Origin of the sequence: Streptomyces djakartensis, from assembly GCF_014651075.1 — a bacterium.
Lineage (GTDB): Bacteria > Actinomycetota > Actinomycetes > Streptomycetales > Streptomycetaceae > Streptomyces > Streptomyces djakartensis.
The window spans coordinates 118585-140600 of sequence record NZ_BMWE01000009.1; the positions used below are offsets into that span (position 1 = coordinate 118585).

Below are 22016 nucleotides of genomic sequence, written 5' to 3' on the forward strand. Positions count from 1 at the left end.
CTGTGTGACGGGCGTAACTCCTGGTGATCAAGCCGTGTGACAGAGGCGTAACGGGCGATTCGTACCGTCGAGGGCATGACCACCACCCCCGGACCCGGCAAGCGGACGCGGCAGGTGCGCACCGTCTGCTCGTACTGCGGTGTGGGCTGCGGCCTCCTCCTCGACGTCGCGACGGGGCCGGACGGGCGGCGCACGGTGCTGAAGGCGGCCGGCGACAAGGCGCACCCGGCGAACGCCGGCCGGCTGTGCACGAAGGGCGCGACCACGGCCGAGATGCTCGCCGCACCCGGCCGGCTGACCACCGCACTGGTCCGGGACGGCCGGGGCGAGGAGCCGGTGCCAGCCCCGGTGGGTGACGCGATCGCCGAGACCGCACGCCGCCTGCGCGGGATCGTCGACGCGCACGGGCCGGACGCGGTCGCCTTCTACGTGTCCGGCCAGATGAGCCTGGAGGCCCAGTACCTGGCGAACAAGCTGGCCAAGGGGTTCGTCGGGACCAACCAGATCGAGTCGAACTCGCGGCTGTGCATGGCGAGCGCGGGTACCGGCTACAAGCTGTCGCTCGGCGCGGACGGGCCGCCCGGGTCGTACGAGGACTTCGACCGGGCGGACGCCTTTCTCGTCATCGGGTCGAACATGGCCGACTGCCACCCGATCCTCTTCCTGCGGATGATGGAACGGGTCAAGGCGGGCGCCAAACTGATCGTCGTGGACCCGCGGCGGACCGCGACCGCCGCCAAGGCCGACCTGTTCCTCCAGATCAGGCCGGGCACCGATCTCGCCCTGCTGAACGGCCTGCTGCACCTGCTGCACGAGGACGGGCACACCGACCGGGAGTTCGTCGCGGCCCACACCGAGGGCTGGGAGGCGATGCCCGGGTTCCTCGCCGGCTACGCCCCGGCGGCGGTCGCGCGGATCACCGGGCTCGCCGAGGAGGACCTGCGCCGGGCGGCCCGGCTGATCGGCGAGGCCGGCCGGCGGTGGATGAGCTGCTGGACGATGGGGCTCAACCAGTCCACGCACGGCACCTGGAACACCAACGCCCTGGTCAACCTGCATCTGGCGACGGGGGCGATCTGCCGTCCGGGCGCCGGGCCGTTCTCCCTCACCGGCCAGCCCAACGCGATGGGCGGGCGTGAGATGGGCTACATGGGGCCCGGGCTGCCGGGCCAGCGGTCGGTGCTGGTGGCCGAGGAGCGGGCGTTCACCGAGGAGTTGTGGGAGCTGCCGCCCGGCACGCTGCGCGCGGACGGCGTGGGACAAGGCACGGTCGAGATGTTCCGGCGGATGGCCGACGGGGAGATCAAGGCCTGCTGGATCATCTGCACCAACCCGGTCGCCTCGGTCGCGGGCCGCCGTACGGTCATCGAGGGCCTGGAGGCCGCCGAGTTCGTCGTCACACAGGACGTGTTCGCGGACACCGAGACGAACGCGTACGCCGACGTCGTGCTGCCGGGCGCGATGTGGACCGAGGCGGAGGGCGTCTTCGTCAACAGCGAGCGCGGTCTCACGCTGACCCGGCAGGCCGCGGACCCGCCCGGGGAGGCGATGGCCGACTGGCGGATCATCGCGGAGGTGGCGCGCGCGATGGGGTACGAGAAGGGGTTCTCGTACGACAGCGCCGAGCAGGTCTTCGAGGAGATCCGGCGATTCTGGAACCCGAGGACCGGGTGGGACCTGCGCGGGGTGTCCTACGAGCGGCTGCGCCGGACGCCCGTGCAGTGGCCGGCCGCGCGGGAGGACGGGCCGGCGCGCAACCCCGTCCGCTACGTCGCGGAGGGAGAGCTGCGCTTTCCGACGGCCGATGGCCGTGCCGTGTTCTTCGCCCGGCCGCACCTGCCCGCCGCCGAGCTGCCCGACGACGACTACCCGTTCGTGCTCAGCACGGGGCGGGTGCAGCACCAGTGGCACACGCTCACCAAGACCGGAAAGGTAGCCAAGCTCAACAAGCTGAACCCGGGTCCCTTCGTGGAGGTGCACCCCCGGGACGCGGACACGCTCGGCCTCACGGAGGGCGATCTCGTGGAGGTCGCCTCGCGGCGTGGGCGGGCCGTGCTGCCGGCTGTCGTGACGGACCGGGTGCGGCCGGGGTGCTGCTTCGCGCCGTTCCACTGGAACGACCTGTTCGGCGAGTACCTGAGCATCAACGCGGTGACGAACGACGCGGTGGATCCGCTGTCGTTCCAGCCCGAGTTCAAGGTGTGCGCGGTGTCGCTGGTGAAGGTGGCGGCCCCCGTCCGGGAGGACCCCGGCCCCGACTCCGGCTCCGTCCCCGCCCTCACGCCGGCGACCGTGGCGCCGGGCGGCACCGGCCCGTTCGGTCTGGAGCCGTCCCCTCCGCCGGTGCTGTCCTCCCAGGAACGCCAGTACCTCACCGGCTTCCTGGCCGGGCTCGGCTCGGGCACCCCAGGTGTTCCCGTGCTTCCGCCCGACGCGCCCTTCTCCCCCGAGCACGCCCTGTGGGTCAACGGCGTCCTCGCGGGCATGTACTCCCGGACGGCGACCGCCGCGCCGGCGCCGGAGCGGGAACCGGCCGGCCGTGAGGTCGTGGTGCTGTGGGCCTCGCAGACGGGGAACGCCGAGGAGTTCGCCGCCGCCACCGCGCGGCGGCTGACCTCGACCGGGCACCGTACGACCCTGGTCGGCATGGACGAGGCCGACGTCGGGACACTCGCCCGCACGGCGGATCTGCTCTTCATCACCAGCACCTTCGGGGACGGCGACGCCCCCGACAACGGCACCGGCTTCTGGGACACGCTCGCCGGCGAACGGGCCCCGCGGCTGGACGGGGTGCGGTACGCCGTACTGGCCTTCGGCGACTCCTCGTACGACGACTTCTGCGGGCACGGGCGGCGGCTGGACGCGCGGCTCGACGAGCTGGGCGGGGTGCGGCTGGCCCCGCGTACGGACTGCGAGCCGGACTACGACACCTCCGCCGGGGCGTGGCTCGACCAGGTGCTCTCGGCGCTGGGCGGCACGGTCACCCAGAAGCCGGAGCCGACGCGCGGGGCCAGACCGCCGGTCACGACCGCCCGGCTCGTCGGCAACCGGCTGCTCAGCCGGCCCGGCGCGGGCAAGGAGGTCCGGCGGTTCACCTTCGACACGAGCGGCACGGACCTGACGTACGAGGCCGGGGACGCGCTCGGGGTGCGGCCGGTCAACGCGCCGGCGCTCGTCGAGGAGTGGCTGGCCGTGACCGGGCTGGACGCCGGGGCCGGCGTCGAGGTGGACGGTGTCGGCGAGGTGCCGTTCGCCGAGGCGCTGCACCGGCACCTGGACATCACGCGGATCACCCCCGACCTGCTGCGCTTCGTCGCCGAACGGACCGGCGACGACCACGAGTTGCGCAGGCTGCTGCGGCCCGACAACAAGGACGGTCTGGCGCGGTGGAGCTGGGGACGGCAGGCCGTGGACGTGGTCGCCGAGTACGCGGTGCGGGCGAGCGCCGGGGAGTGGGCCGGGGTACTGCGCAGGCTCCAGCCGCGGCTGTACTCCATATCGTCCAGCCCGCTGGTCGATCCGCGGCGGGTGTCGCTGACGGTCTCCGTGGTGCGGTACGAGAACCTGCGGGGCCGTGCGCGCGGCGGGGTGTGCTCGCCGTTCCTCGCCGACGCCGGGCCGGACACCGAGGTGCCGGTGTTCGTGCAGCGTTCGCCGCACTTCCGTCCCCCGGCCGACGGGGGGACGCCGATGGTCATGGTCGGCCCCGGGACCGGCGTCGCGCCGTTCGTCGGTTTCCTGCAGGAGCGGCAGGCCCTCGGGCACCAGGGCCCCAACTGGCTGTTCTTCGGGGAGCAGCACCGGGCGACGGACTTCTACTACGAGGAGGAGCTGACGGCCCTGCTCGACGAGGGCACGCTCACCCGCCTGGACACCGCGTTCTCCCGGGACCAGCGCAACAAGGTGTACGTGCAGGACCGGATGCGCGAGCACGGGCCGGAGCTGTGGCACTGGTTGCGGGACGGTGCGCGCTTCTACGTGTGCGGTGACGCCTCGCGCATGGCCAAGGACGTGGACCGGGCGCTGCGGGACATCGCGGTGACGCACGGCGGGCTGGGCGAGGCGGAGGCGGCCGCGTACGTGAAGCAGCTCGCGGCGGACAAGCGGTACGTGCGGGACGTGTACTGAACCGGAGCGGACCGGGGACACACGCACGTATGAGGAGTACTTCTTGTCCGTCGGGCCGACGGACCCTCCGGGACACAGTCCCCGACCGTCCCGCCACGGCATCAGTGATCGCGGCACGGCGGGGTGGTGTCGGATGAGTGCCGCCGAGGCCCTGACCGGCCTGCTCGCCGTGTTCCTGCTGACCGCCTGCACCGGCTACTTCGTCGCCCAGGAGTTCGCCTACGTCTGAGCGGACCAATCCATTGCGGTGCCGCGCCGACCGGGCGGTACCGGCACGGGCAACCCCCGGCGGCACAGCTGCGGCCCGAAGCCGTGCAACAGGAACCCGCCCGGACCGATCCCTCTTTCGGCGTCCCCGCGATCACACATCACCCCGGCGTGCGAGGCACCCGGCCCGTCCGCCCCGAAAGCCCTGGAACAGAGATGTCCGAACCCTCCCCGACCGACATCGCCGCCACAGAAGCGCCCGGACACCCGTCCCGGAACGCCGCCCCTACCGTGTGCCGCTTGTGCTGATCCTGGGCTCACTGACGGCGCTCGGCCCGCTCACCCCTGGTTACACCGCTGGATGGACATATCTGATCCATCAGAGGGGGCAGTGAACGAGGAGTCGTCTGCTGCTGTGCGGCATGATCGGTGAGCGGGACGGAAGGGGGCGCCACGACTGTGGACGAACAGGCGGAGATCTCGACGCCGAAGGATGCGGCGAACAACGCGCTGGTCCTGGCCTTCGGGCGGTTGCAGGGGGCGGCGAACCGGCTGGAGTACATCCTGGGCCGGGCTCTGGAGGCGGAGTGCGGCATCAGCCATCTGATGTTCGAGGTGCTGCTCATTCTGGGGCGCGCCGGTGAGCCGGGGCTGTCGATGCGGGCCATCGCCCAGGAGCAGGTGCTGACCACGGGAGGAGCGACCCGCCTGGTGGACCGCATGGCAGCGGCCGGCCTGGTCGAGCGCGTCGAGGACCCCGGTGACCGGCGCGGCCGGCTGGTACGTCTCACTCCGCTCGGGGAGCGGACCACGGTCGCCGCGTCACGGGTGCACGTGGAGAACATCAGGCGCTATTTCCTCGCGCCCCTGCCGGTCGAGGACCGGGAGCGGTTCGCCGAGAACCTGCGCATGCTGAGTCATGCGGCGCGGGACATGCTGCCCCGGCTTCCCTGACCGCGGTCTGCGCAGCCGAGCCGGGCCGCCCGGAAGGCCAGTGTGTGATGGCCGCCACTCCCACCGAGGAATTTCTGACTCGTCAGATACTGTTGCGTCAGGTGAAAGGCTCGCGTCAGCGGGCACCGCACCGTTCTGCCGAGGTCCTCGATGAAGCTTGTCTACGTTTTCGACGCCTACTGCGGCTGGTCGCACGGGTTCTCCCCGACGCTGCGCGAGGTGGCATCCCGGCACCCGGAGCTCACGGTGGACGTGGTCGCCGGCGGCCTGTTCACCGGAGAGCGCCGGGTGCCCATCCGGGAGTTCGGCTACGTCCAGGGCGCCAATGCCAAGATCCGTGAGGTGACCGGCGCGGAGTTCGGCGAGGCATACGAGCGGCTGATCGCCGACGGGTCGTTCGTGATGGACTCCGAGGCCGCCGCCTGCGGCGTGGCCGCCCTGCGCCAGGCCGCTCCCGCGCGGGCGACGGAACTGGCCGCCGCTGCCCAGCGGGCCTTCTATCTCGACGGCCTCAGCCTGTCCGATACGGCCACCTACCGGAAGATCGCTGAGCAGAACGGCCTGGACGCGGACGCTGTCACCGCCGCTTTCGAAGCGCCCGCAGCCCGGGCCGCGGCCGAGGCGGACTTCGCGCGCGCCGCCGAGCTGGGCGTCGAGGGCTTCCCCACGCTCCTCGCGGTCGACGGCGACCGCGTGACCGCCCTGGCTCGCGGCCATGCCACTACGGACGAGGTCGAGCGGCGTCTCGCGGCGTTCGCGGCCGCCCGCACCGTCTGACCTGCACCCCCGCCCCCGCAAGCCCTCAAGCCCTCAAGCCCTCAAGGAGGCAGCCATGAGCATCCTTTCCTTCAAGGTCCTCGACCTGGACTTCCCGGCCGGCAGCAAGAACAAGACCGCCACCCTGGTCACCGGCGAAGACGAGGCCCTGCTGGTCGACGCCGCCTTCACCCGCGCCGACGGCCACCGCCTGGCCGCCGAGATCCTCGACTCCGGCAAGAAGCTGACCACCGTGTTGGTCTCCCACGGCGACCCCGACTTCTACTTCGGCGCCGAAGTGCTCGCCGACGCCTTCCCGGAGGCGAAGTTTGTCGCCACCCCGATCGTCATCGAGCACATCCGGCACTCCTACGAGGGCAAGCTCAAGGCGTGGCAGGCTCTCGGCCCGAATCTGCCCACCCGCCTCGTCGAGTTGGAGCCCCTGACGGGCGAGCTCACCCTGGAGGGCCACCGCTTCGAGCTGAAGGGCGGCCCGGCCGGCCTGCCCGACCGGCACTACCTGTGGCAGGCCGAGCACAAGGCGGTCCTCGGTGGCGTCCTGCTGTTCCAGCAGGAGCACGTCTGGGTCGCCGACACCCCCACCCCCGCCGACCGCGCCGCCTGGATCGAGCTCCTGGACGAGATGGCCGCCCTGGAGCCGGATCTGGTCGTGCCCGGCCACCGCCTGCCCGGCGCCCCCGCCGACGCCTCCGCCATCTCCGCCACCCGCGACTACCTGCTCGCCTTCGGGGAGGAGCTTGACAGGGCAGCCGACGGCGCCGCTCTGACCGACGCGCTGGCCAAGCGATACCCGGACAACGGCATGCTGATCGCCGCCCAGATCGGCGCGAAGGTCGCCAAGGGCGAGATGAAGTGGGGTTGAGCACGATGACGCATGCCGGCGCCGACTTCGCCACTTCCACCGCCCCTTCCGACGTCGTACGCCGCCAGTACCTGGCCTCGGCGGCCGGTGATCTTCAGGCCCTGCGCGCCACGCTCGCCCCCGACGTCGAGTGGACCGAGATGGCCGGCTTCCCCCTCGCCGGCACTTACCGCACCCCCGAAGGCGTCACGTCCAACGTGATGGAGAAGCTCGGCCAGGACTGGGACGGCTGGACCGCCCACGACGACACCTACGTCGTCGACGGCGAGAACGTCGTCGTGCTGGCCCGCTACACCGCCACCAACAAGGCCACCGGCAAGCCGATCGACGTCCGCGTCGCCCACCACTTCGTCGTCCGCGGCGGCCTGATCGTCCGCTTCGAGCAGTTCGTCGACACCGCGCTCGTCCGTGACGCGATGACCGACTGACCTCCCGCGCCACCTCAAGGAGGTATCCCATGAACCCGACCGTCGTGCTGGTCCACGGGGCGATGCACACCCCGTGGATCTTCGAACCGCTGCGCGAGCGGCTCACCGCCCGCGGCGTCACCTCCCGCGCCGTGCAACTGCCCAGCAGCAACCCCGACAGCGCCGCGACCCGAGGGCTGACCGAGGACGTCGACGTGGTCCGCGCCGCCATAGAAGCCGCCGAAGGGCCCGTCGTACTGGCCGCCCACTCCTACGGCGGTGTCCCTGCCACCTGGGCTGCCGCAGAAGCAGACCGGGTCGCCGAACTCGTCTACCTCGCCGCGTTCGCACTCGACCCAGGAACCTCGATGCTGGAGTGGATGGGCGGCGACTTCCCGCCCACCTGGATCCACTCCCCCGACGGCCTGGCCGTCAAGGCAGCAGACGCGGAGCAGTCCATCTTCAGCGGCGTGGAGCCGGCCCTGACCGCCGAGGCTGTCAAACGCCTCAACTGGCAGGGCATGCGCGCCTTCACCGAGAAGCTGGGCGCCGCACCCACGAAGGTCCCCCTCACGTACGTCGTGGCGACCGAGGATCCGGCACTGCCGCCCGCCGTACAGGAACAGTGGGCAGCGCGTGCCGCCCACACCCTCCGCGTCCCCTCCGGGCACTCCCCCCACCTGTCCCACGCCGACCAGGTCGCCGACGCCGTCGCCGAGGCAGTCGCACGGGCCACCACCGAAGGGTGACGCCCCAGCTGGAGCACGAGTGGAGAATGCGGGCATGATGCCGACCCCAGCCCGTCAACGGACGTGACCTTTGCTGGTTGATCCGGGTGGTGACGGAGGCCACCACGGTCGCCGACGCGATCGAGGTGCTGCGCCGCCGCGCGTCCCTGGCGGTGACCCGCGACGCCGCCGGCCGGCTCACCGGCCTGGTGACCCTGGACGACCTGCTGGCCCGGCTGATGCACCGACCGCGGCCTGACCGGGGGCGGGGCTCCGAACCTCCAGCACATCTGCACACGGCGCGCCGGGGACCCCGCGCACAGCTCGCCGGGCGCCGGACACCGGTAGCGGCATGGGAACTTGGCGCCGATGTGCCCGCTTCGGGAATCGGGGCGCAACACCTCCCCGGTGCCGCTCGGTGACAGACTGTGTGAAGGAATGAGCGCATTTCGGTGTCCCCGTGGTCATGGTGGTGAAGACGGCCGCCGAAAGACGCGGGATACCGGTGGCGAGCGGTTGGCCGTCTCCCGCCGGGGGTGCTTTGATCCTGCGCACGGCGGATCGCCCGCCGACGGAACCCCGGATTCGGGAATCCGCCGGTCATCGGCGTTCACCGCCATGGCGAGACATTCACGCGAAGGGAAACACCCCCATGAACCTCACTCCTCAGGTCGACATGGCCGAGCTCTCCGACGCCGACCTGGAGAACGTGTCCGGCGGCATGGCGGGCGGCGCCTCCGCGGGCCTCGTGGGCAGCCTCTCCGGCGTGGTCGGACCGCTGGCCGGCGAGGTCTGCGGGAACCTCCAGGCGGCTGTGTCGCCCGAGGGCGGTGCGGGAAGCGGCAGCCTGAACGTCCAGACGACCTCGCTCTGACGACAGCCGCGCGAAGGGCCCCGGGACACTGTCCCCGGGGCCCTTTTCCGCTTCCCGCCCCCGCCGAACGGTCGCAAAGTTGAGGAATTCGCGAAGCACGTGACGGAAATATGGACATGACGGGGGTGAGTAACACCGCAGAAGGGCATGACGCAGACTTACACGGGCCCCGCAGACCCCGCCCGAAAAGCGATAGGAAAAGCCTGTGAAAACCGACTCGACCGGAATTGAAGAACTGCCGATCTACGAGAGCCTCGTACGCGAACGCGGTGACGTCGTGCAGGAGGCCCGCGTGGTGTCCGAGGAGACGCACGACCAGGTGACGCAGGCGCTGAACGGTGTCGCGCCGGTGGACCGTGCCCCCAGTGCGTGAGTGAGCGGCGCCACCGGGTGCGGCGCCGGTATCCCGCGCCGACTCACTTCTTCTTCAGCGCCGACGACTTGTGCACGGCGGTCCTGCCGGACTTGTCGCTGCGCACCTCGTACTGCGGCTCCTCGGGCGAGGCGTCGACCGTGCGGCCCGATGCCCTGGTCCGCTCGGTGATCTCCCTCTCCACCTCGCCCTCGGTCCGGCTGCCGTGGCTGCTCCAGGTGACCTTGTCGCCCCTCTTCGGCTTCCCGCCCTCGCGGCGCTTCGCCATGCCCTTACTCCCTGGCAGAGATGTGGTTCCGTCTCTCCAGCGTGCGGGCTCGGCGGTCACCGCGCAGCTCGGCGGTCAGCCGCGCCCCGGTGGAAGGCCCACTCCATCCCGGGTTCCGTCACACAGCGGAAGAGACGCCGCACGGACGGCGTGCACAGCCCGGTCATGACCGCGGCCGCGGCGGCGGTGACGACGACCATGCCCGCCGGCCCCCGGACCCAGGCCGGCTCGTACCAGCCCCAGTACTCGGCGGCCTGGGCGAGGAAACCGTGCAGCAGATAGCCGGACAGCGTGCCCGCGCCCAGCGCCGTGAACCACATCCGGCGCCCGGGCACCCAGGCCAGGAAGCAGGCCACCAGGACGGCCGAGCAGCCGAAGGCGGCGAGCGTCATCACGGGCCCGTACCAGAGGGGGGCGCCCAGTCCCCGGGCGCTGTCCGCGTGGAAGAACCAGGCGTAGTTCATCCGCGGAACCGCCCAGTACGCCACTCCGAGAGCACACGCGGCCACCGCGACGGCCAGGATCCGCGCCCGGCGGCGGCGCACCAGCCGGAAGTGCTCCGGGCGCAGCAGCAGGCCGAAGACGAAGTACGGCAGGAACTGCAGGGTGCGCTGGAGGTCCAGGTCGTGCCCGATGTCCGGCGAGAGCGTCGCCAGCATCGCGAGGACCAGGGCGACCGGCAGCGGCCACCTCACCCACCGCCAGACCGGTGTGGTCAGCCGCCAGACGAACAGCGCCGCGAGGAACCAGGTCAGGTACAGGGGATCCAGCAGGCTGACGGGCCGGTCCGGATCCTGGCTGGTCCAACGGGTGAACAGGCTGTAGGCCGTCTCGAAGACCACGTACGGGACGACGACACCGGTGACCAGGCGCCTGAGACGCCCCGGGCTCCCGTCGAAGGTGCGCGAGAAGTAGCCGGAGATGATGATGAACGCCGGCATGTGGAAGGCGTACACGAGCATGTAGAGGGCGGTGACGGCCCTGCTGCCCTGCCGCAGGGGCTCCCAGGCATGCCCCACGGCCACCAGCACGATCGCCAGGTACTTGGCGTTGTCGAAGAACGCGTCCCGCTGCCTGACCGGGCGGACCGCCACGGCAGGTTCCGCACTCCGCGGCTCCCGCGCCGCTTCCGTTCCGGCCACCGGGCGGGCCGTGCTCACGGTGTCACTCACGAGCCCTCCCGAAGGAGATCGAAGCGGCTGTGCCTCGTCTTGCCCGGGCTAAGGGAGTGGCGTCTGCGCAGAACATCGCCCGCACCCTAATCACAGGGCCGTGCCCTTGTTCAACTCGTAACGGCGGCGGCTCGCTTGGGTTCATGCCCTGTATACGTGTCCAGGCGGCCGATCGTCTCCCGGAGCGCGCGGGTGAAGGGCCCGACCACCTGATACGTGATCAGGTCTCCTTCCACAGCAGCACGGTGAGCACCACGCTCGCCACGGTGACCGGGTCGGCGGACTGGTTCAGCAGCCTGATGCGCATGCTCCGGCCCGAGGCAAGCCGTTTTGTCAGGGGTACGACCGCGAAGGTGCCACCGCCGGTTCCGATGATCTCGTGGATCGGGTGGTCCGCGCGGTGCTGGTCGCCCTGGTACTCCGACATGCGCACCTGGACCACCGCACCCACCGGCAGACCGTCGATGCGGAGACCGACACTCCCGCTGAACCGGGCCGGGCCACGGGCGAAGACGCTTCCCCCACTGGCGTGGTCGCCCGTCTCGTCGGCCCACTCCGAGGTGAACTCGATCGAGTCCCAGGCACCGGGCGCGAGCCGGTACGGCTGGGTGATACCGAGGTTGACGTACTGGGGCATGGGGTCCTCTCCTCTCCACCGGCCCGCCGGGAGGGCCAGGGCATCGGCGACGTCACGGCGGAAGCCGGCCATGTCGAATCCACGGGGATCGGGCTTCCAGTCGCTCCACTCCAGGTGGCCGATCGTGCTTTTGTGGCCCCAGCCGTGCGCGCGGCAGACGGCGGCGGTGGCCTTGACCATGGCGTCGTACTGGACCCGCGGCCACGGATCCGTGCCGTCGCCCTTGTTCTCGCACTCCCAGCCGTAGAAACGGGCGTTGCCGTCGACCGCGCCGGCCGAGCCCTGGTGTTCGTGCGTGGCGGGCGGGTAGTTGCCGTACGACTCGCCGATCACGGCGTTGAGCACGTCGCCGTCGCCGCCGCCGGCGTGGTTCGCCCGGCCGTTGCCGGTCAGGTGGACGACGCCGTCCTTGGTGATGCAGCCCGTGGCGAGCGGGCCGGGCAGGGCGCTGTGGCCGTGGTAGATGAGGTCCACGACGTCCGTGCCCGGGCCGGTGACGGTGTGATGGATCATCACGCCGTGCACGGGGCCCCACGGGCCCTTGTGGTTGCGGTTGTTGGTACGCCAGCCGCCGACCTCGTGGACGGCGCAGCCCTCGGCCTTCAGCGCGGCGACGAGCCGGGCGGCGGTGAGCGGAGTGGCCATGAGTCAGTCCTCCGTTCCGGCACGCGTGCGCGCCGGTCTGAAGACGGTGCGATGCACGATGCGATCGCAACTGGGGAGCCCTGGCCTGGGAGCGGGTCGGTCCACTGAATGTGTCCGGCGGTTCGTCCACGGTGCCTGCCACGCGAACCTCGCCAGGTATCCGTATTCTTCCGCCGCTCACCTCGTCACTCACCTCGCCCTGCCCTCATTCGCAAATTAGGCGGGATTACGACGCGCCTCGCCGGCAGGACAGGGGACTGTGAGTGGCCCCTGGGGCCGGCGGGCGTGGAGCGCCGGGTGCGGTATGAAAGTCGGCGTGGCTGTCCTGCCCGACGGGCGGGCAGTGTGGCCGGGCGCGGCAGGAACAGGCCGCACGCCGGAGTGAGCGCCCGCCGTGGCCGCAGTGGACGACACGGTCGCCGAGCCCGATGCGGTCCGCCTCGGCCAGGAGGGCGGCCAGGGGCGATTTCATCTCCGGCGGGGCCGAACTCGGGCATGCTGCCCATGACCGGTGGCAGCAGTCCGCGCAGCACCGGGTGGCCGGCGTGCCGGCCGGGCAGTGATCGTGACCTGCGCCCCGCTCCGGAGGAGGGTGATCCCCTGCCAGGTGCGCAGACCGGCGGTACGGCGGAAGCCGTGCGCCACCCGGAGCCGGCGGGCCGCGTGCGGTGTGGTCAGCACCGGCACCGTCCAGGTGCCGGCGGGCCCGGCGGTCCCAGTGGTCCCCGTGCAGGTGGGACAGCACGATGCCGTCCGGGCGGGGCAGCTCGTGCACGTCGGGGGCCGGTTCCGTCAGGCGTCGGCTGAGCAGCCCCTACCCGAGGTAGGCGTACTGTCCGCGGTGCAGGAAGTCCGGATCCGTGAGCACAGTGAGCCGTACCCGTGACGGGGCGGCTCACCCGGCCATCGCTACACCATTTCCGGTTGCGGTTCCGGCCGCGGCGCGGGCGCCGCCTTCGGGTCCCACCGGTTGACGGTGCGCACATAGCCGTAGATCACGGAGGCCATCGCCAGAATGACCAGTGGCCCGGCCACCCACGGATGTCCGGCCATCTGCACCGGCAGATAGCGGTAGGAGACCAGAAGCGCGGCGAAGACCAGGATGCCGTGGGCCACCAGCAGGGTTCCCGAGCGGTCCCAGCCTCGCTCGAGCGCACGCAGCGCGGCCTCGATGGTGAGCGTGAACACCACTCCGGCCACGAGGTCCACGCCGTAGTGGTAGCCGAATCCCAGGGTCGCGGTGAGCGTGGCGATCAGCCAGAAGGTGCCCGCGAAGCGCAGGGCGCGCTGACCGTTGCGGGTGTGGATGAAGATCGCGACGGCCCAGGCCGTGTGCAGGCTGGGCATGCAGTTGCGGGGCGTGATCCCGTCGAACGGCATGGGCTGCGGGCCGTCGGCCGGCGGCGGGATCTCCGGCCACAGGTTGGCCAGCGCCCACGGCTCGGTGCGCGGCGGGTCCGACCACCACAGGCTGATCGCGTCCCAGTGCTCGTTGCCGGTGCCGTAGGCGTAGACCGGTCCGACCACCGGGAAGATCATGTAGATGCCCGGCCCGAGGAGACCTATGACCAGGAAGGTGCGCACCAGGTGGTGGCGGGGGAAGCGGCGCTCGGCCGCCACGCCGCGCAGCTGGTACAGCGCGACGAGGACCGCGGCCACCGCGAGCTGACCGTAGACGAAGTCGAGGACGTTGAAGCCGACCACGCCGGTGGCCTCGACGATCCGGCCCGCCAGCCAGGACGGGCTGCCCAGCGCGTGGTCGGCGGTCGCCACGTACTGGTCGAGCACTGTCGGGTGGGCCTTCGACGTGATGTGCAGCCAGGTGTCGCCGGCCTTGCGGCCGGCCACGAGCAGCAGACCCAGCCCGACACCCTTGAGCAGCAGGACGCGTTCCGCGCCGGTGCGACGCGTGAGGGCGACGACCCCGAAGCCCAGAACCACCCACCACGCCCCGTTGCCGAAGGGATGCCCCTCGGTCACCTTGATACCGGCCGCCCACCGCACCAGCAGGAAGACGACGTCGATCCCGATCGCGGTGCCCAGAGCGATGAACCGCTCCCGCCGGGTGAGCACCACCATCATCAACGCCATGCCGGCGTACAGCAGGGCGCCCGACTTGGGCGGGACGACCAACTCCCGCACCTGGGTGCTGATCGGCCCCGGCACGTTGTAGTGGCGAGCGGCCGTCTCCAGCGCGATGAGGAATCCGAGGGTCACGACACCGGCTGCGGCCCACAGCGTGCCCCTGCGTCTTATGCGCGAGGATATTCGCGTTGTTATAGGTATCAATTGTTTTATTCGGTTTGTGTGACGATAGTCGAGTGATCGAACATGCTATCGGAGTAGTGTGCCCGGTCCGGCCGTTTTCCGGGACCCTCCACGATTGTTCAGCGGTGCTCCGGGTTGTCCGCCCCCGGGCGGCAGCCGGCGTCCCACTGTGAGCGCTGGTTGCCGTAGGCGGGGATGCCCCCGGCGCGCTTCAGCAGGGCGGCCAGGTGCATGAGGTTCCAGGTCATGAAGCTGGTGTTGCGGTTGGTGAAGTCGTTCTCCGGCCCGCCCGAGCCCGGGTCGAGGTACGACGGCCCCGGACCGGCCGCGCCGACCCAGCCGGCGTCCGCCTGGGGCGGGATCGTGTAGCCGAGGTGCTGGAGGCTGTAGAGCAGGTTCATGGCGCAGTGCTTCACGCCGTCCTCGTTGCCGGTGACCAGGCACCCGCCGACGCGGCCGTAGTAGGCGTACTGACCCTGGGAGTTGAGCAGCGAGGAGCAGGCGTAGAGACGCTCGACGATCTGCTTGGTGACGGAGGCGTTGTCGCCCAGCCAGATCGGGCCGGCCAGGACCAGGATGTCCGCGGCCATCACCCTTGCGTACAGGTCCGGCCAGGCGTCGGTGGCGAAGCCGTGCTCGGTCATGTCGGGGTAGACCCCGGGGGCGATGTCGTGGTCGACGGCGCGGATCACGTCGGTGGTCACACCGGCGGCGTCCATGATGGCCCGGCTCTTGTCGATCAGGCCCTGGGTGTGACTGAGCCCGGGGGACGGTTTGAGGGTGCAGTTGACGTAGAGGGCGGTCAGATCGTCGTAGCGGTGCACGGGGTCCCCGGAGGGTGCGGCGGTCGTCATGGAGGCAGCGTCGCGCGTGAAGTCCCGTTTATCCCGGTTCGACGCACCGGGCGCCTCCTTACGGAGTCATGACGTGCGGGCGCGGTCCCGTGGTGCGGCGCGGACTCGGGCCTAGCGTGGCCGTATGCGTGTACTGGTCACCGGCGGTGCCGGGTTCATCGGGTCCCATGTCGTCACCGCCCTCGGGGAGCACGGGCACGAGGCGGTCGTGTTCGACGTGCGGGATGATCCCGGCGCCGACGTACGGGACCCGGCGGCGGTCCGGCACGCGCTGGCCGGTGTCGACGCCGTGTGCCACCAGGCCGCGATGGTCGGGCTCGGTGACGGGGTCGCCGACGCGGCGGAGTACGTCTCGCACAACGATCTCGGGACCGCCGTACTGCTCGCCGCCATGGCCGAGGCGGGGGTGCGGCGTCTCGTGCTGGCCGGATCGATGGTGGTCTACGGGGAGGGCCGGTACGAGTGCCGTCGGCACGGCGTCGTACGGCCCGGGCCGCGAGCCGTCACCGACCTCGACGCGGGGCGGTTCGAACCGCCGTGTCCGGTGTGCGGGGCGGCCCTCGCCCCCGGGCTGGTCGGCGAGGACGCCCCGGCCGACCCCAGGAACGTGTACGCGACGACCAAGCTGACCCAGGAACACCTGGCCGCCGCCTGGGCCCGCTGCACCGGCGGGTCGGCGGTGTCGCTGCGCTACCACAACGTGTACGGACCCGGCATGCCCCGCGACACCCCCTACGCCGGTGTCGCCTCCTTCTTCCGCTCGGCGCTCGCCCGGGGCGAGGCCCCGCGGGTGTTCGAGGACGGGCGGCAGCGACGGGACTTCGTGCATGTGCGGGACGTGGCGGCGGCCAACGTGGCGGCCCTGGAGGCCTCGTCGCCCGCGGGGGTGCTCACCGCGTACAACACGGGCAGCGGCGACCCGCACACCGTCGGCGAGATGGCGCGGGCGCTGGCCACCGCGCACGGCGGGCCCGAACCGGTCGTCACCGGTGAGTACCGGCTCGGGGACGTTCGGCACATCACCGCGGACTCCTCGCGGCTGCGGGACGGGCTGGGCTGGAAGCCGGAGGTCTCCTTCGAGGAGGGCATGGCGGAGTTCGCCAGGGCCGGGATGCGACGAGGGGTCTAGACAGGAACCCCATGGAGCCGGTGGTGCTGCCCGTGTTCATGAAGCGGCGGCGGGCAGCACCACCTCGAAACGGCAGCCGCCGGGGATGTTGCGTACGGTGGCCCGGCCCTGGTGCGCCTCCACGATCCCCCGGACGATGGCGAGGCCCAGGCCCGCGCCGGCCGGAGGCGTCCGGGCGTGCGTGCCGCGCCAGCCGGTGTCGAAGACGCGCGGCAGGTCCTCCTCGGGAATGCCGCCGCAGGCGTCGGTCACGGACAGCACCACACCCTCGGCGGTCCGCTCCGCGGCGATGGCGACCGTGCCGTCGGCCGGGGTGCGGCGGATGGCGTTGACCAGCAGGTTGCCCAGCACCCGGCTCATCTCCTTGCCGTCCACCTCCACCGGCACCGGCTCGATCCGGCCGCCCACCAGCCGCACCCCGTACTCCCGGGCGAGCGGGTCGGCCCCCGCCAGCGCGTCACCGATCAGGTCGTAGAGCGAGATCCGAGCGCAGGACAGCGGCAGCGTGCCCGCGTGGATGCGGGAGAGTTCGAAGAGGTCGCCGACCATGTCGTTGAGGCGTTCGACCTCGGTGCGGATCTGCCTCAGATAGCGGGCGGGATCGGCGGCGACGCCGTCCTCCAGGGCCTCCGACATGGCACGCAGACCGGCCAGCGGGGTGCGCAGGTCGTGCGAGATCCAGGCGACGAGCTCGCGCCGCGAGGTCTCCAGGGCGCGTTCCCGCTCCCGGGACTCGGCCAGTCTTGCGCTGGTGGCGGCCAGTTCGCGGCTCAGGTGCTCCAGCTCCGCGGTGGCCGGGCCGTCGGGGACGGCGAAGTCCCCGCCGTCGCCGAAGGAACGGGCGGCCACGGCGAGCGCCCGGCTGCGGGCGACGACCCAGCGGCCCAGCAGCAGCGCGGTGGCCAGCGAGACGACGGCCGCCATGGCGACCACGGTCGTGACGACGGACAGGTCGTGCGGGGACAGGAACATCGCCCAGGCGACGGCGAGCGTGCCGGCGAGCATCGCGACGACCCCGACCGCCGCGACCACGGCGAGCGAGGCGGTGAGCGAGCGGCGCCGGATCAGGCGCAGCGCGACCGCCCCGGCCAGACCGGTGGCCGCGGCGCCGGCGAAGGCGTACAGGGCGATGAGGAGCGTGGCGTTCACGACCCGGCTTCCTCCCCTTCGGCTCCGGTGGCGTCGAAGCGGTAGCCGACGCCCCACACGGTCTGGATCAGGCGGGGCCGGGCCGGGTCGTCCTCGACCTTGCCGCGCAGGCGGCGGACGTGGACGGTGACGGTCGACAGGTCGCCGAAGTCCCAGCCCCACACCTCGCGCATCAGGTCCTCGCGGCTGAAGGCCCGTCCCGGGTGGCGCAGGAAGTAGGAGAGCAGGTCGAACTCCCTCAGTGTGAGGGCGAGTTCGGTGCCGTTCTTGGTGGCGCGGCGGGCCTGGGGGTCGACGGTCAGGCCGGCGGCCCCGAGCCGGTGCCCCGTGGTGGCGGGCCTGCTGCGACGCAGCACCGACTCCACGCGCAGTACCAGCTCGCGCGGGCTGAAGGGCTTGGTGACGTAGTCGTCGGCGCCGACCTCCAGGCCCAGGATGCGGTCGTCCTCGTCGCCGCGGGCGGTGAGCATGATGACCGGGACCGGCCCCTGCCCCCGCATCCGCCGGCAGACCTCCAGGCCGTCCATGCCGGGCAGCATCAGGTCGAGCACGACCAGGTCCGGCCAGTGCGCGGCGGCCCGGGTGAGAGCCGTCGGGCCGTCCTCGGCCCGGTCGACGACGTAACCGGCGCGGTCCAGGTACCCGGTGACGACCTCGGAGACGGTCGGATCGTCGTCGACGACCAGGATCCGCGGGGAGGCGCCGGGGGCCTCCTCGTGCTGATGGGGCGGCTGCATGCCTCCAGACTGGCACCCGGCCGCCTTCCATGCCGTGGCCGGGTGCCTCCGGGGCGCCGACGTCCGCGTTTCGTAAGGAGCGGTGGTCCGGTATGTGTTGATTCGTGTTCGTAGGGTGAGAGCCGTGACGACGACTCCATCAGACGTCGACGTGGTGCTGCCCTGTCTGAACGAGGCCGGGGCGCTGCCCTGGGTCCTCGAACGGATCCCGCCGGGCTGGCGCGCACTCGTCGTCGACAACGGTTCCACCGACGGCTCGGCCGAGGTCGCCCGCGCGTACGGCGCGACCGTCGTGCCCGAGCCCCGCCGGGGCTTCGGCGCGGCCTGCCACGCCGGGCTGACCGCGGCCGCGGCAGACGTGGTGTGCTTCTGCGACTGCGACGCCTCCCTCGACCCGTCGCTCCTCGTCCCCTTCGTGCGCGAGGTGCGCGAGGGCGGGGCCGACCTGGTCCTCGGCCGGCGGCGACCGCAGGGGCGGGGCGCGTGGCCCGCGCACGCCCGCGCCGGCAACCTCGCCCTGGCGCGGATGCTGCGCCGCCGTACCGGGCTGCGCCTGCACGACCTCGGCCCGCTGCGCGCCGCCCGCCGCGAGCCGCTGCTCGCCCTCGGTCTCACCGACCGGCGCAGCGGCTATCCGCTGCAGATGGTGGTCCGCGCGGCCGACGCCGGCTGGCGGATCGCCGAGTACGACGTGCCGTACCTGCCGCGCACCGGGGCCTCGAAGGTCACGGGCACCTGGCGCGGCACCTGGCAGGCCGTCCGGGACATGAGCCGCGTGCTGGCCGACGGGAGGGCCGGATGACCACGATCCTCGTCATCGCCAAGGAGCCGCGGCCGGGGAGGGTCAAGACACGACTCACCCCGCCGTTCACGCCCCAGGAGGCCGCGTCGCTCGCCGAGGCGTCCCTCGCGGACACCCTGGACGCGGTCGCGGCGACCCCGGCCGCCCGCCGGATCCTCGTCCTCGACGGGAAGCCGGGGCCCTGGCTGCCGCCCGGCTTCGACGTCGTACGGCAGTGCGCGGGCGGCCTGGACGAGCGGCTGGCGGACGCCTTCGCACGCTGCGACGGTCCCGCCCTGCTGATCGGCATGGACACTCCGCAGGTGACGCCGGAGTTGCTCACGACGGAACTCGCGGACTGTGACGCCTGCTTCGGCCCGGCGGAGGACGGCGGCTTCTGGGCCCTCGGCCTCGCCGATCCCGACCCGGCCCTGCTGCGGGGCGTGCCCATGTCCACACCGGTGACCGGGGTCGTCCAGCGGGAACGGCTCGTCGCGGCCGGGCTGCGGGTACGGGAGCTGCCCCGGCTCCGGGACGTCGACACCGCCGCCGACGCCCACGCCGTCGCCGCCCTCGCCCCGCACGGCCGGTTCGCCGCCCGGCTGGCCTCGTTCACCCCGGTCACCGCGCGATGAGCGCCCCGCCCGCCACCGCCCTCGCCTGGGCGAGTGCCGACCCCTACGCCGCCGCCCTGCGCGCCGGCCGCGGACCGCTGTTCCTGCGGCGCTCCGACGGCTGGCTGCTGCCACTGGAGGTGGAGCGCTGGTGCGCCCGGGCCGACGCGGTCGACCGGGACGTGCTGGACCGGTGCGAGGGGACCGTGCTGGACGTGGGCTGCGGGCCCGGGCGGCTGGTGGCCGAACTCGCCGGCCAGGGCCGGACCGTCCTCGGCATCGACGTCAGCGGAGCCGCCGTCGACCACACGATGCGGCTCGGCGGGCAGGCGCTGCGGCGCTCGGTGTTCGAACCGCTGCCCGGCGAGGGCCGCTGGGGCACCGTCCTGCTCATGGACGGCAACGTCGGCATCGGCGGAGATCCGCGTGCCCTGCTGGACCGGGCGGCCGGACTGCTGCGCCCCGGCGGCCTGCTCATCGCCGAGACCGCCCCGGTGGACATCGACGAACGCGTCGACGTCCGCATCACCGACGCCCGCACGGCGGCCGCCGGCGCCGCCTTCCCGTGGGCACGGATCGGCACGCCGGCGCTCCTGCGGTACGCGCGGGGGTGGGAGCGGTCCGGTCAGTGGACGGCCGGCGGGCGCCGCTTCGTCGCCCTGCGCAGCCGCAGTGCCAGCAGCAGTGCCGAGCACCCGAAGAGGACGGCGGTGATCAGCAGCCAGCGGGCGAGGAAGCCGTCCGGCGGGAGTCCGGTGGCGGACCGGTAGCGCCGCTCCACCATGCCGCTGATCAGCGGGAACCACACGAGCAGCAGCAGCCCGGAGAGGGCCGCCGGCACGCGCACGTACGGCACCCACTCCCGGCGCGCCCCCAGCCCTCGTACCAGCGCCCGGTCCGCCGCCGCGTACAACGGCAGCAGCACGAGGTCGTGCAGCAGGGCCGCGCCCACGAACCACAGGGTCACGCCCCACCAGTCACCGGCGAGCAGCCGCACCCCGGCGTACCCGGCCAGCGCGAAGGAGCAGGCGAGCAGCAGGAGCTGGAAGGGGCTTCCGGCGGGAAATCGCGGCCGGCGCATCACAGGTCTCCGAACGTCATCCGGGCCACCCACTTGGTGTTGAGCACACCAGGCGCGGCGGGCACGATGATCCGTGCCGGGTAGCCGTGGTCGGGGGACAGCTCCTCGCCGTTGACGTACAGGGCGAGCAGGGAACGCGGGTCGGCCACCTGGTTGGCGCGCAGGGCGGCTTTCCGGAAGGCACCGCGAGGCTGCAGGGACTCGACGAACAGGTCCGGCGGGTCGCCGTCGTACCCGACGAGCGCGGCGAGGTCCCGCAGCCGCACCCCGCGCCACCACTGGTCCGACGTCGACCAGCCCTCCACGCAGGCGATGGGCAACGCCGCGCTGTACAGCGGAAGTTCGGCGGCCAGCCGGGCGCGGCTGAGGCGGACGGTGCCCGTACGCCCCGTCACGACGAGCCGCCAGGCGTCCTCGCCCGTCTCCGCCGCGTCGATCCCGGCGTACGCGGCGGTCTTGTTGATCTGGAACCCGTTCGGGCCGCTGCCGGGGTCGCCGCCGCCGTGCGGTGCGAGGAGGGCGGTGCGCCGCAGGGCGTCGGAGTTCTGCCCGGCCGTCGTCGCGAACAGCAGCAGCGAGCCGCCTCCGACGAACCACAGGGCGCCCCGGCGGGAGACGGTCGGCTCGGCGGGACGTGGTGTCACCAGGATGTCCTTCTCCTCGTCCTCCCCCTTCTCCTCGTCCTCCCCCTGCCCCTCGTCCTCCCCCTGCCCCTCGTCCTCCTGCCGCAGCCGCCGCAGATTGCGCAGGGCGATGGGCGTCTTCAGCAGCGCGTGGGCGACGAACGCGGCGAAGAACACCCACGCTCCGTAGAAGTGCAGCGGGTAGAAGGAACCCGGGAAGACGTAGTCGAGCTGGACGTTGAGCACCCCGGTCACGAACTCGAACAGCGCGCCGCCCACCAGGAGCAGCAGGGAGACCCGCTCCAGGGCGTGCGCGAGCGAGCGGGCCGGCGGCAGCGCGAACAGCCTCGGGATCACGGACCAGAGCTTGGCGAGCAGCACGGGGATCAGGGTGATGCCGAGGGTGACGTGGACGCCCTGGTTGAGCCGGTACAGCCAGTGCGGGCCGGTCGGCCAGTCGAAGAGGTAGAAGCCGAGGATCCCCTTGTCCGGGGTCTTGTCGTTCACCGGTGACAGGCCCGGGTTGTAGGCGGCGTAGGAGACCAGGCCCGTCACGAACAGCACGGTGATGCCGACGAGTAGGACGAGGCCCAGCACCGAGGTGAACCGGGTACCGCGCAGGGGGCTGCGCCAGAAGCCGGGCGAGGAGGGAAGGAGTGGGTCGTCTCGCATGGCCCGACCGTAGGCCGGGAACACCCCCGGATCGGCTGCTCAACCCATGACGAAACGCTGACATCCGGCCCGGACG

General features: G+C 72.1%; 20 protein-coding genes and 1 pseudogene. 13 read left to right on the forward strand and 8 right to left on the reverse strand.

All coding sequences use genetic code 11. The annotated features are described in order from the left end of the window. The first annotated feature begins 75 nt into the window (after positions 1 to 75). The 9 genes and pseudogenes from IE212_RS17250 to IE212_RS17290 all read left to right on the forward strand — a co-directional run bounded on the left by IE212_RS17250 (position 76) and on the right by IE212_RS17290 (position 9310). Positions 76 to 4128, forward strand: coding sequence for a bifunctional nitrate reductase/sulfite reductase flavoprotein subunit alpha (locus tag IE212_RS17250; protein WP_190198750.1), 4053 nt, complete (start codon positions 76 to 78; stop codon positions 4126 to 4128). Between the two features lie 666 nt (positions 4129 to 4794). Then, complete coding sequence (locus tag IE212_RS17255) at positions 4795 to 5289, forward strand: MarR family winged helix-turn-helix transcriptional regulator (RefSeq protein WP_190198751.1); 495 nt, start codon at positions 4795 to 4797, stop codon at positions 5287 to 5289. 150 nt (positions 5290 to 5439) lie between these two features. Beyond that, on the forward strand, positions 5440 to 6066 hold the full coding sequence (locus IE212_RS17260) for a DsbA family protein (protein WP_190198752.1): 627 nt from the start codon (positions 5440 to 5442) through the stop codon (positions 6064 to 6066). Between the two features lie 55 nt (positions 6067 to 6121). Continuing rightward, on the forward strand, positions 6122 to 6928 hold the full coding sequence (locus tag IE212_RS17265; protein WP_190198753.1) for an MBL fold metallo-hydrolase: 807 nt from the start codon (positions 6122 to 6124) through the stop codon (positions 6926 to 6928). 5 nt (positions 6929 to 6933) lie between these two features. After that, positions 6934 to 7356 carry a nuclear transport factor 2 family protein gene (locus IE212_RS17270; RefSeq protein ID WP_190198754.1) on the forward strand — a complete coding sequence of 141 codons (423 nt, stop codon included), beginning with the start codon at positions 6934 to 6936 and terminating at the stop codon, positions 7354 to 7356. 29 nt (positions 7357 to 7385) lie between these two features. Further along, positions 7386 to 8084, forward strand: coding sequence for an alpha/beta fold hydrolase (locus tag IE212_RS17275; protein ID WP_190198755.1), 699 nt, complete (start codon positions 7386 to 7388; stop codon positions 8082 to 8084). A gap of 92 nt (positions 8085 to 8176) precedes the next feature. Then, positions 8177 to 8305: pseudogene (locus IE212_RS34965) on the forward strand (CBS domain-containing protein); the annotation flags it as partial. Positions 8306 to 8715: 410 nt separating this feature from the next. Further along, positions 8716 to 8937 carry a hypothetical protein gene (locus tag IE212_RS17285; protein ID WP_190198756.1) on the forward strand — a complete coding sequence of 74 codons (222 nt, stop codon included), beginning with the start codon at positions 8716 to 8718 and terminating at the stop codon, positions 8935 to 8937. A gap of 205 nt (positions 8938 to 9142) precedes the next feature. Continuing rightward, positions 9143 to 9310, forward strand: a complete 168-nt coding sequence (locus IE212_RS17290; RefSeq protein WP_190198927.1) for a hypothetical protein — start codon at positions 9143 to 9145, stop codon at positions 9308 to 9310. A 43-nt stretch (positions 9311 to 9353) separates the two neighbouring features. Here IE212_RS17290 and IE212_RS17295 read toward each other — a convergent pair whose 3' ends face one another. The 5 genes from IE212_RS17295 to IE212_RS17315 all read right to left on the reverse strand — a co-directional run bounded on the left by IE212_RS17295 (position 9354) and on the right by IE212_RS17315 (position 15154). Next, positions 9354 to 9578, reverse strand: a complete 225-nt coding sequence (locus IE212_RS17295; RefSeq protein WP_190198757.1) for a hypervirulence associated TUDOR domain-containing protein — start codon at positions 9576 to 9578, stop codon at positions 9354 to 9356. Positions 9579 to 9634: 56 nt separating this feature from the next. Continuing rightward, positions 9635 to 10750: an acyltransferase family protein gene (locus IE212_RS17300; protein WP_190198758.1), complete on the reverse strand. Its 1116-nt coding sequence runs from the start codon at positions 10748 to 10750 to the stop codon at positions 9635 to 9637. Between the two features lie 220 nt (positions 10751 to 10970). Continuing rightward, complete coding sequence (locus tag IE212_RS17305; RefSeq protein WP_190198759.1) at positions 10971 to 12032, reverse strand: peptidoglycan recognition protein family protein; 1062 nt, start codon at positions 12030 to 12032, stop codon at positions 10971 to 10973. A 909-nt stretch (positions 12033 to 12941) separates the two neighbouring features. After that, positions 12942 to 14270 carry a phosphatase PAP2 family protein gene (locus IE212_RS17310; protein ID WP_190198915.1) on the reverse strand — a complete coding sequence of 443 codons (1329 nt, stop codon included), beginning with the start codon at positions 14268 to 14270 and terminating at the stop codon, positions 12942 to 12944. Between the two features lie 149 nt (positions 14271 to 14419). After that, complete coding sequence (locus IE212_RS17315) at positions 14420 to 15154, reverse strand: flavodoxin family protein (protein ID WP_190198760.1); 735 nt, start codon at positions 15152 to 15154, stop codon at positions 14420 to 14422. A gap of 124 nt (positions 15155 to 15278) precedes the next feature. Here IE212_RS17315 and IE212_RS17320 point away from each other — a divergent pair, with 124 nt between their 5' ends. Further along, positions 15279 to 16283, forward strand: coding sequence for an NAD-dependent epimerase/dehydratase family protein (locus IE212_RS17320; RefSeq protein ID WP_190198761.1), 1005 nt, complete (start codon positions 15279 to 15281; stop codon positions 16281 to 16283). Between the two features lie 36 nt (positions 16284 to 16319). Here IE212_RS17320 and IE212_RS17325 read toward each other — a convergent pair whose 3' ends face one another. Both IE212_RS17325 and IE212_RS17330 read right to left on the reverse strand, forming a co-directional pair. Next, positions 16320 to 17432: a sensor histidine kinase gene (locus IE212_RS17325; protein WP_190198762.1), complete on the reverse strand. Its 1113-nt coding sequence runs from the start codon at positions 17430 to 17432 to the stop codon at positions 16320 to 16322. Further along, complete coding sequence (locus IE212_RS17330; RefSeq protein WP_190198763.1) at positions 17429 to 18169, reverse strand: response regulator transcription factor; 741 nt, start codon at positions 18167 to 18169, stop codon at positions 17429 to 17431. Before IE212_RS17330 ends, IE212_RS17325 begins: the two co-directional genes overlap by 4 nt. A gap of 115 nt (positions 18170 to 18284) precedes the next feature. Between IE212_RS17330 and IE212_RS17335 the strand changes: the two genes are divergently transcribed. Genes IE212_RS17335 through IE212_RS17345 form a run of 3 tightly spaced genes read left to right on the forward strand, consistent with a single transcriptional unit; the run spans position 18285 to position 20334 of the window. After that, positions 18285 to 18971: a glycosyltransferase family 2 protein gene (locus IE212_RS17335; protein WP_190198764.1), complete on the forward strand. Its 687-nt coding sequence runs from the start codon at positions 18285 to 18287 to the stop codon at positions 18969 to 18971. Beyond that, positions 18968 to 19585, forward strand: coding sequence for a TIGR04282 family arsenosugar biosynthesis glycosyltransferase (locus tag IE212_RS17340; RefSeq protein ID WP_190198765.1), 618 nt, complete (start codon positions 18968 to 18970; stop codon positions 19583 to 19585). Before IE212_RS17335 ends, IE212_RS17340 begins: the two co-directional genes overlap by 4 nt. Further along, entirely contained in the window at positions 19582 to 20334 is a 753-nt protein-coding gene (locus IE212_RS17345) for a class I SAM-dependent methyltransferase (protein WP_190198766.1), read from the forward strand. The genes IE212_RS17340 and IE212_RS17345 overlap by 4 nt, the downstream gene beginning before the upstream one ends. A 310-nt stretch (positions 20335 to 20644) precedes the next feature. Here the strand turns inward: IE212_RS17345 and IE212_RS17350 are convergent, their stop codons facing one another. Beyond that, complete coding sequence (locus tag IE212_RS17350; RefSeq protein WP_190198767.1) at positions 20645 to 21940, reverse strand: molybdopterin-dependent oxidoreductase; 1296 nt, start codon at positions 21938 to 21940, stop codon at positions 20645 to 20647. Positions 21941 to 22016 lie beyond the last annotated feature (76 nt).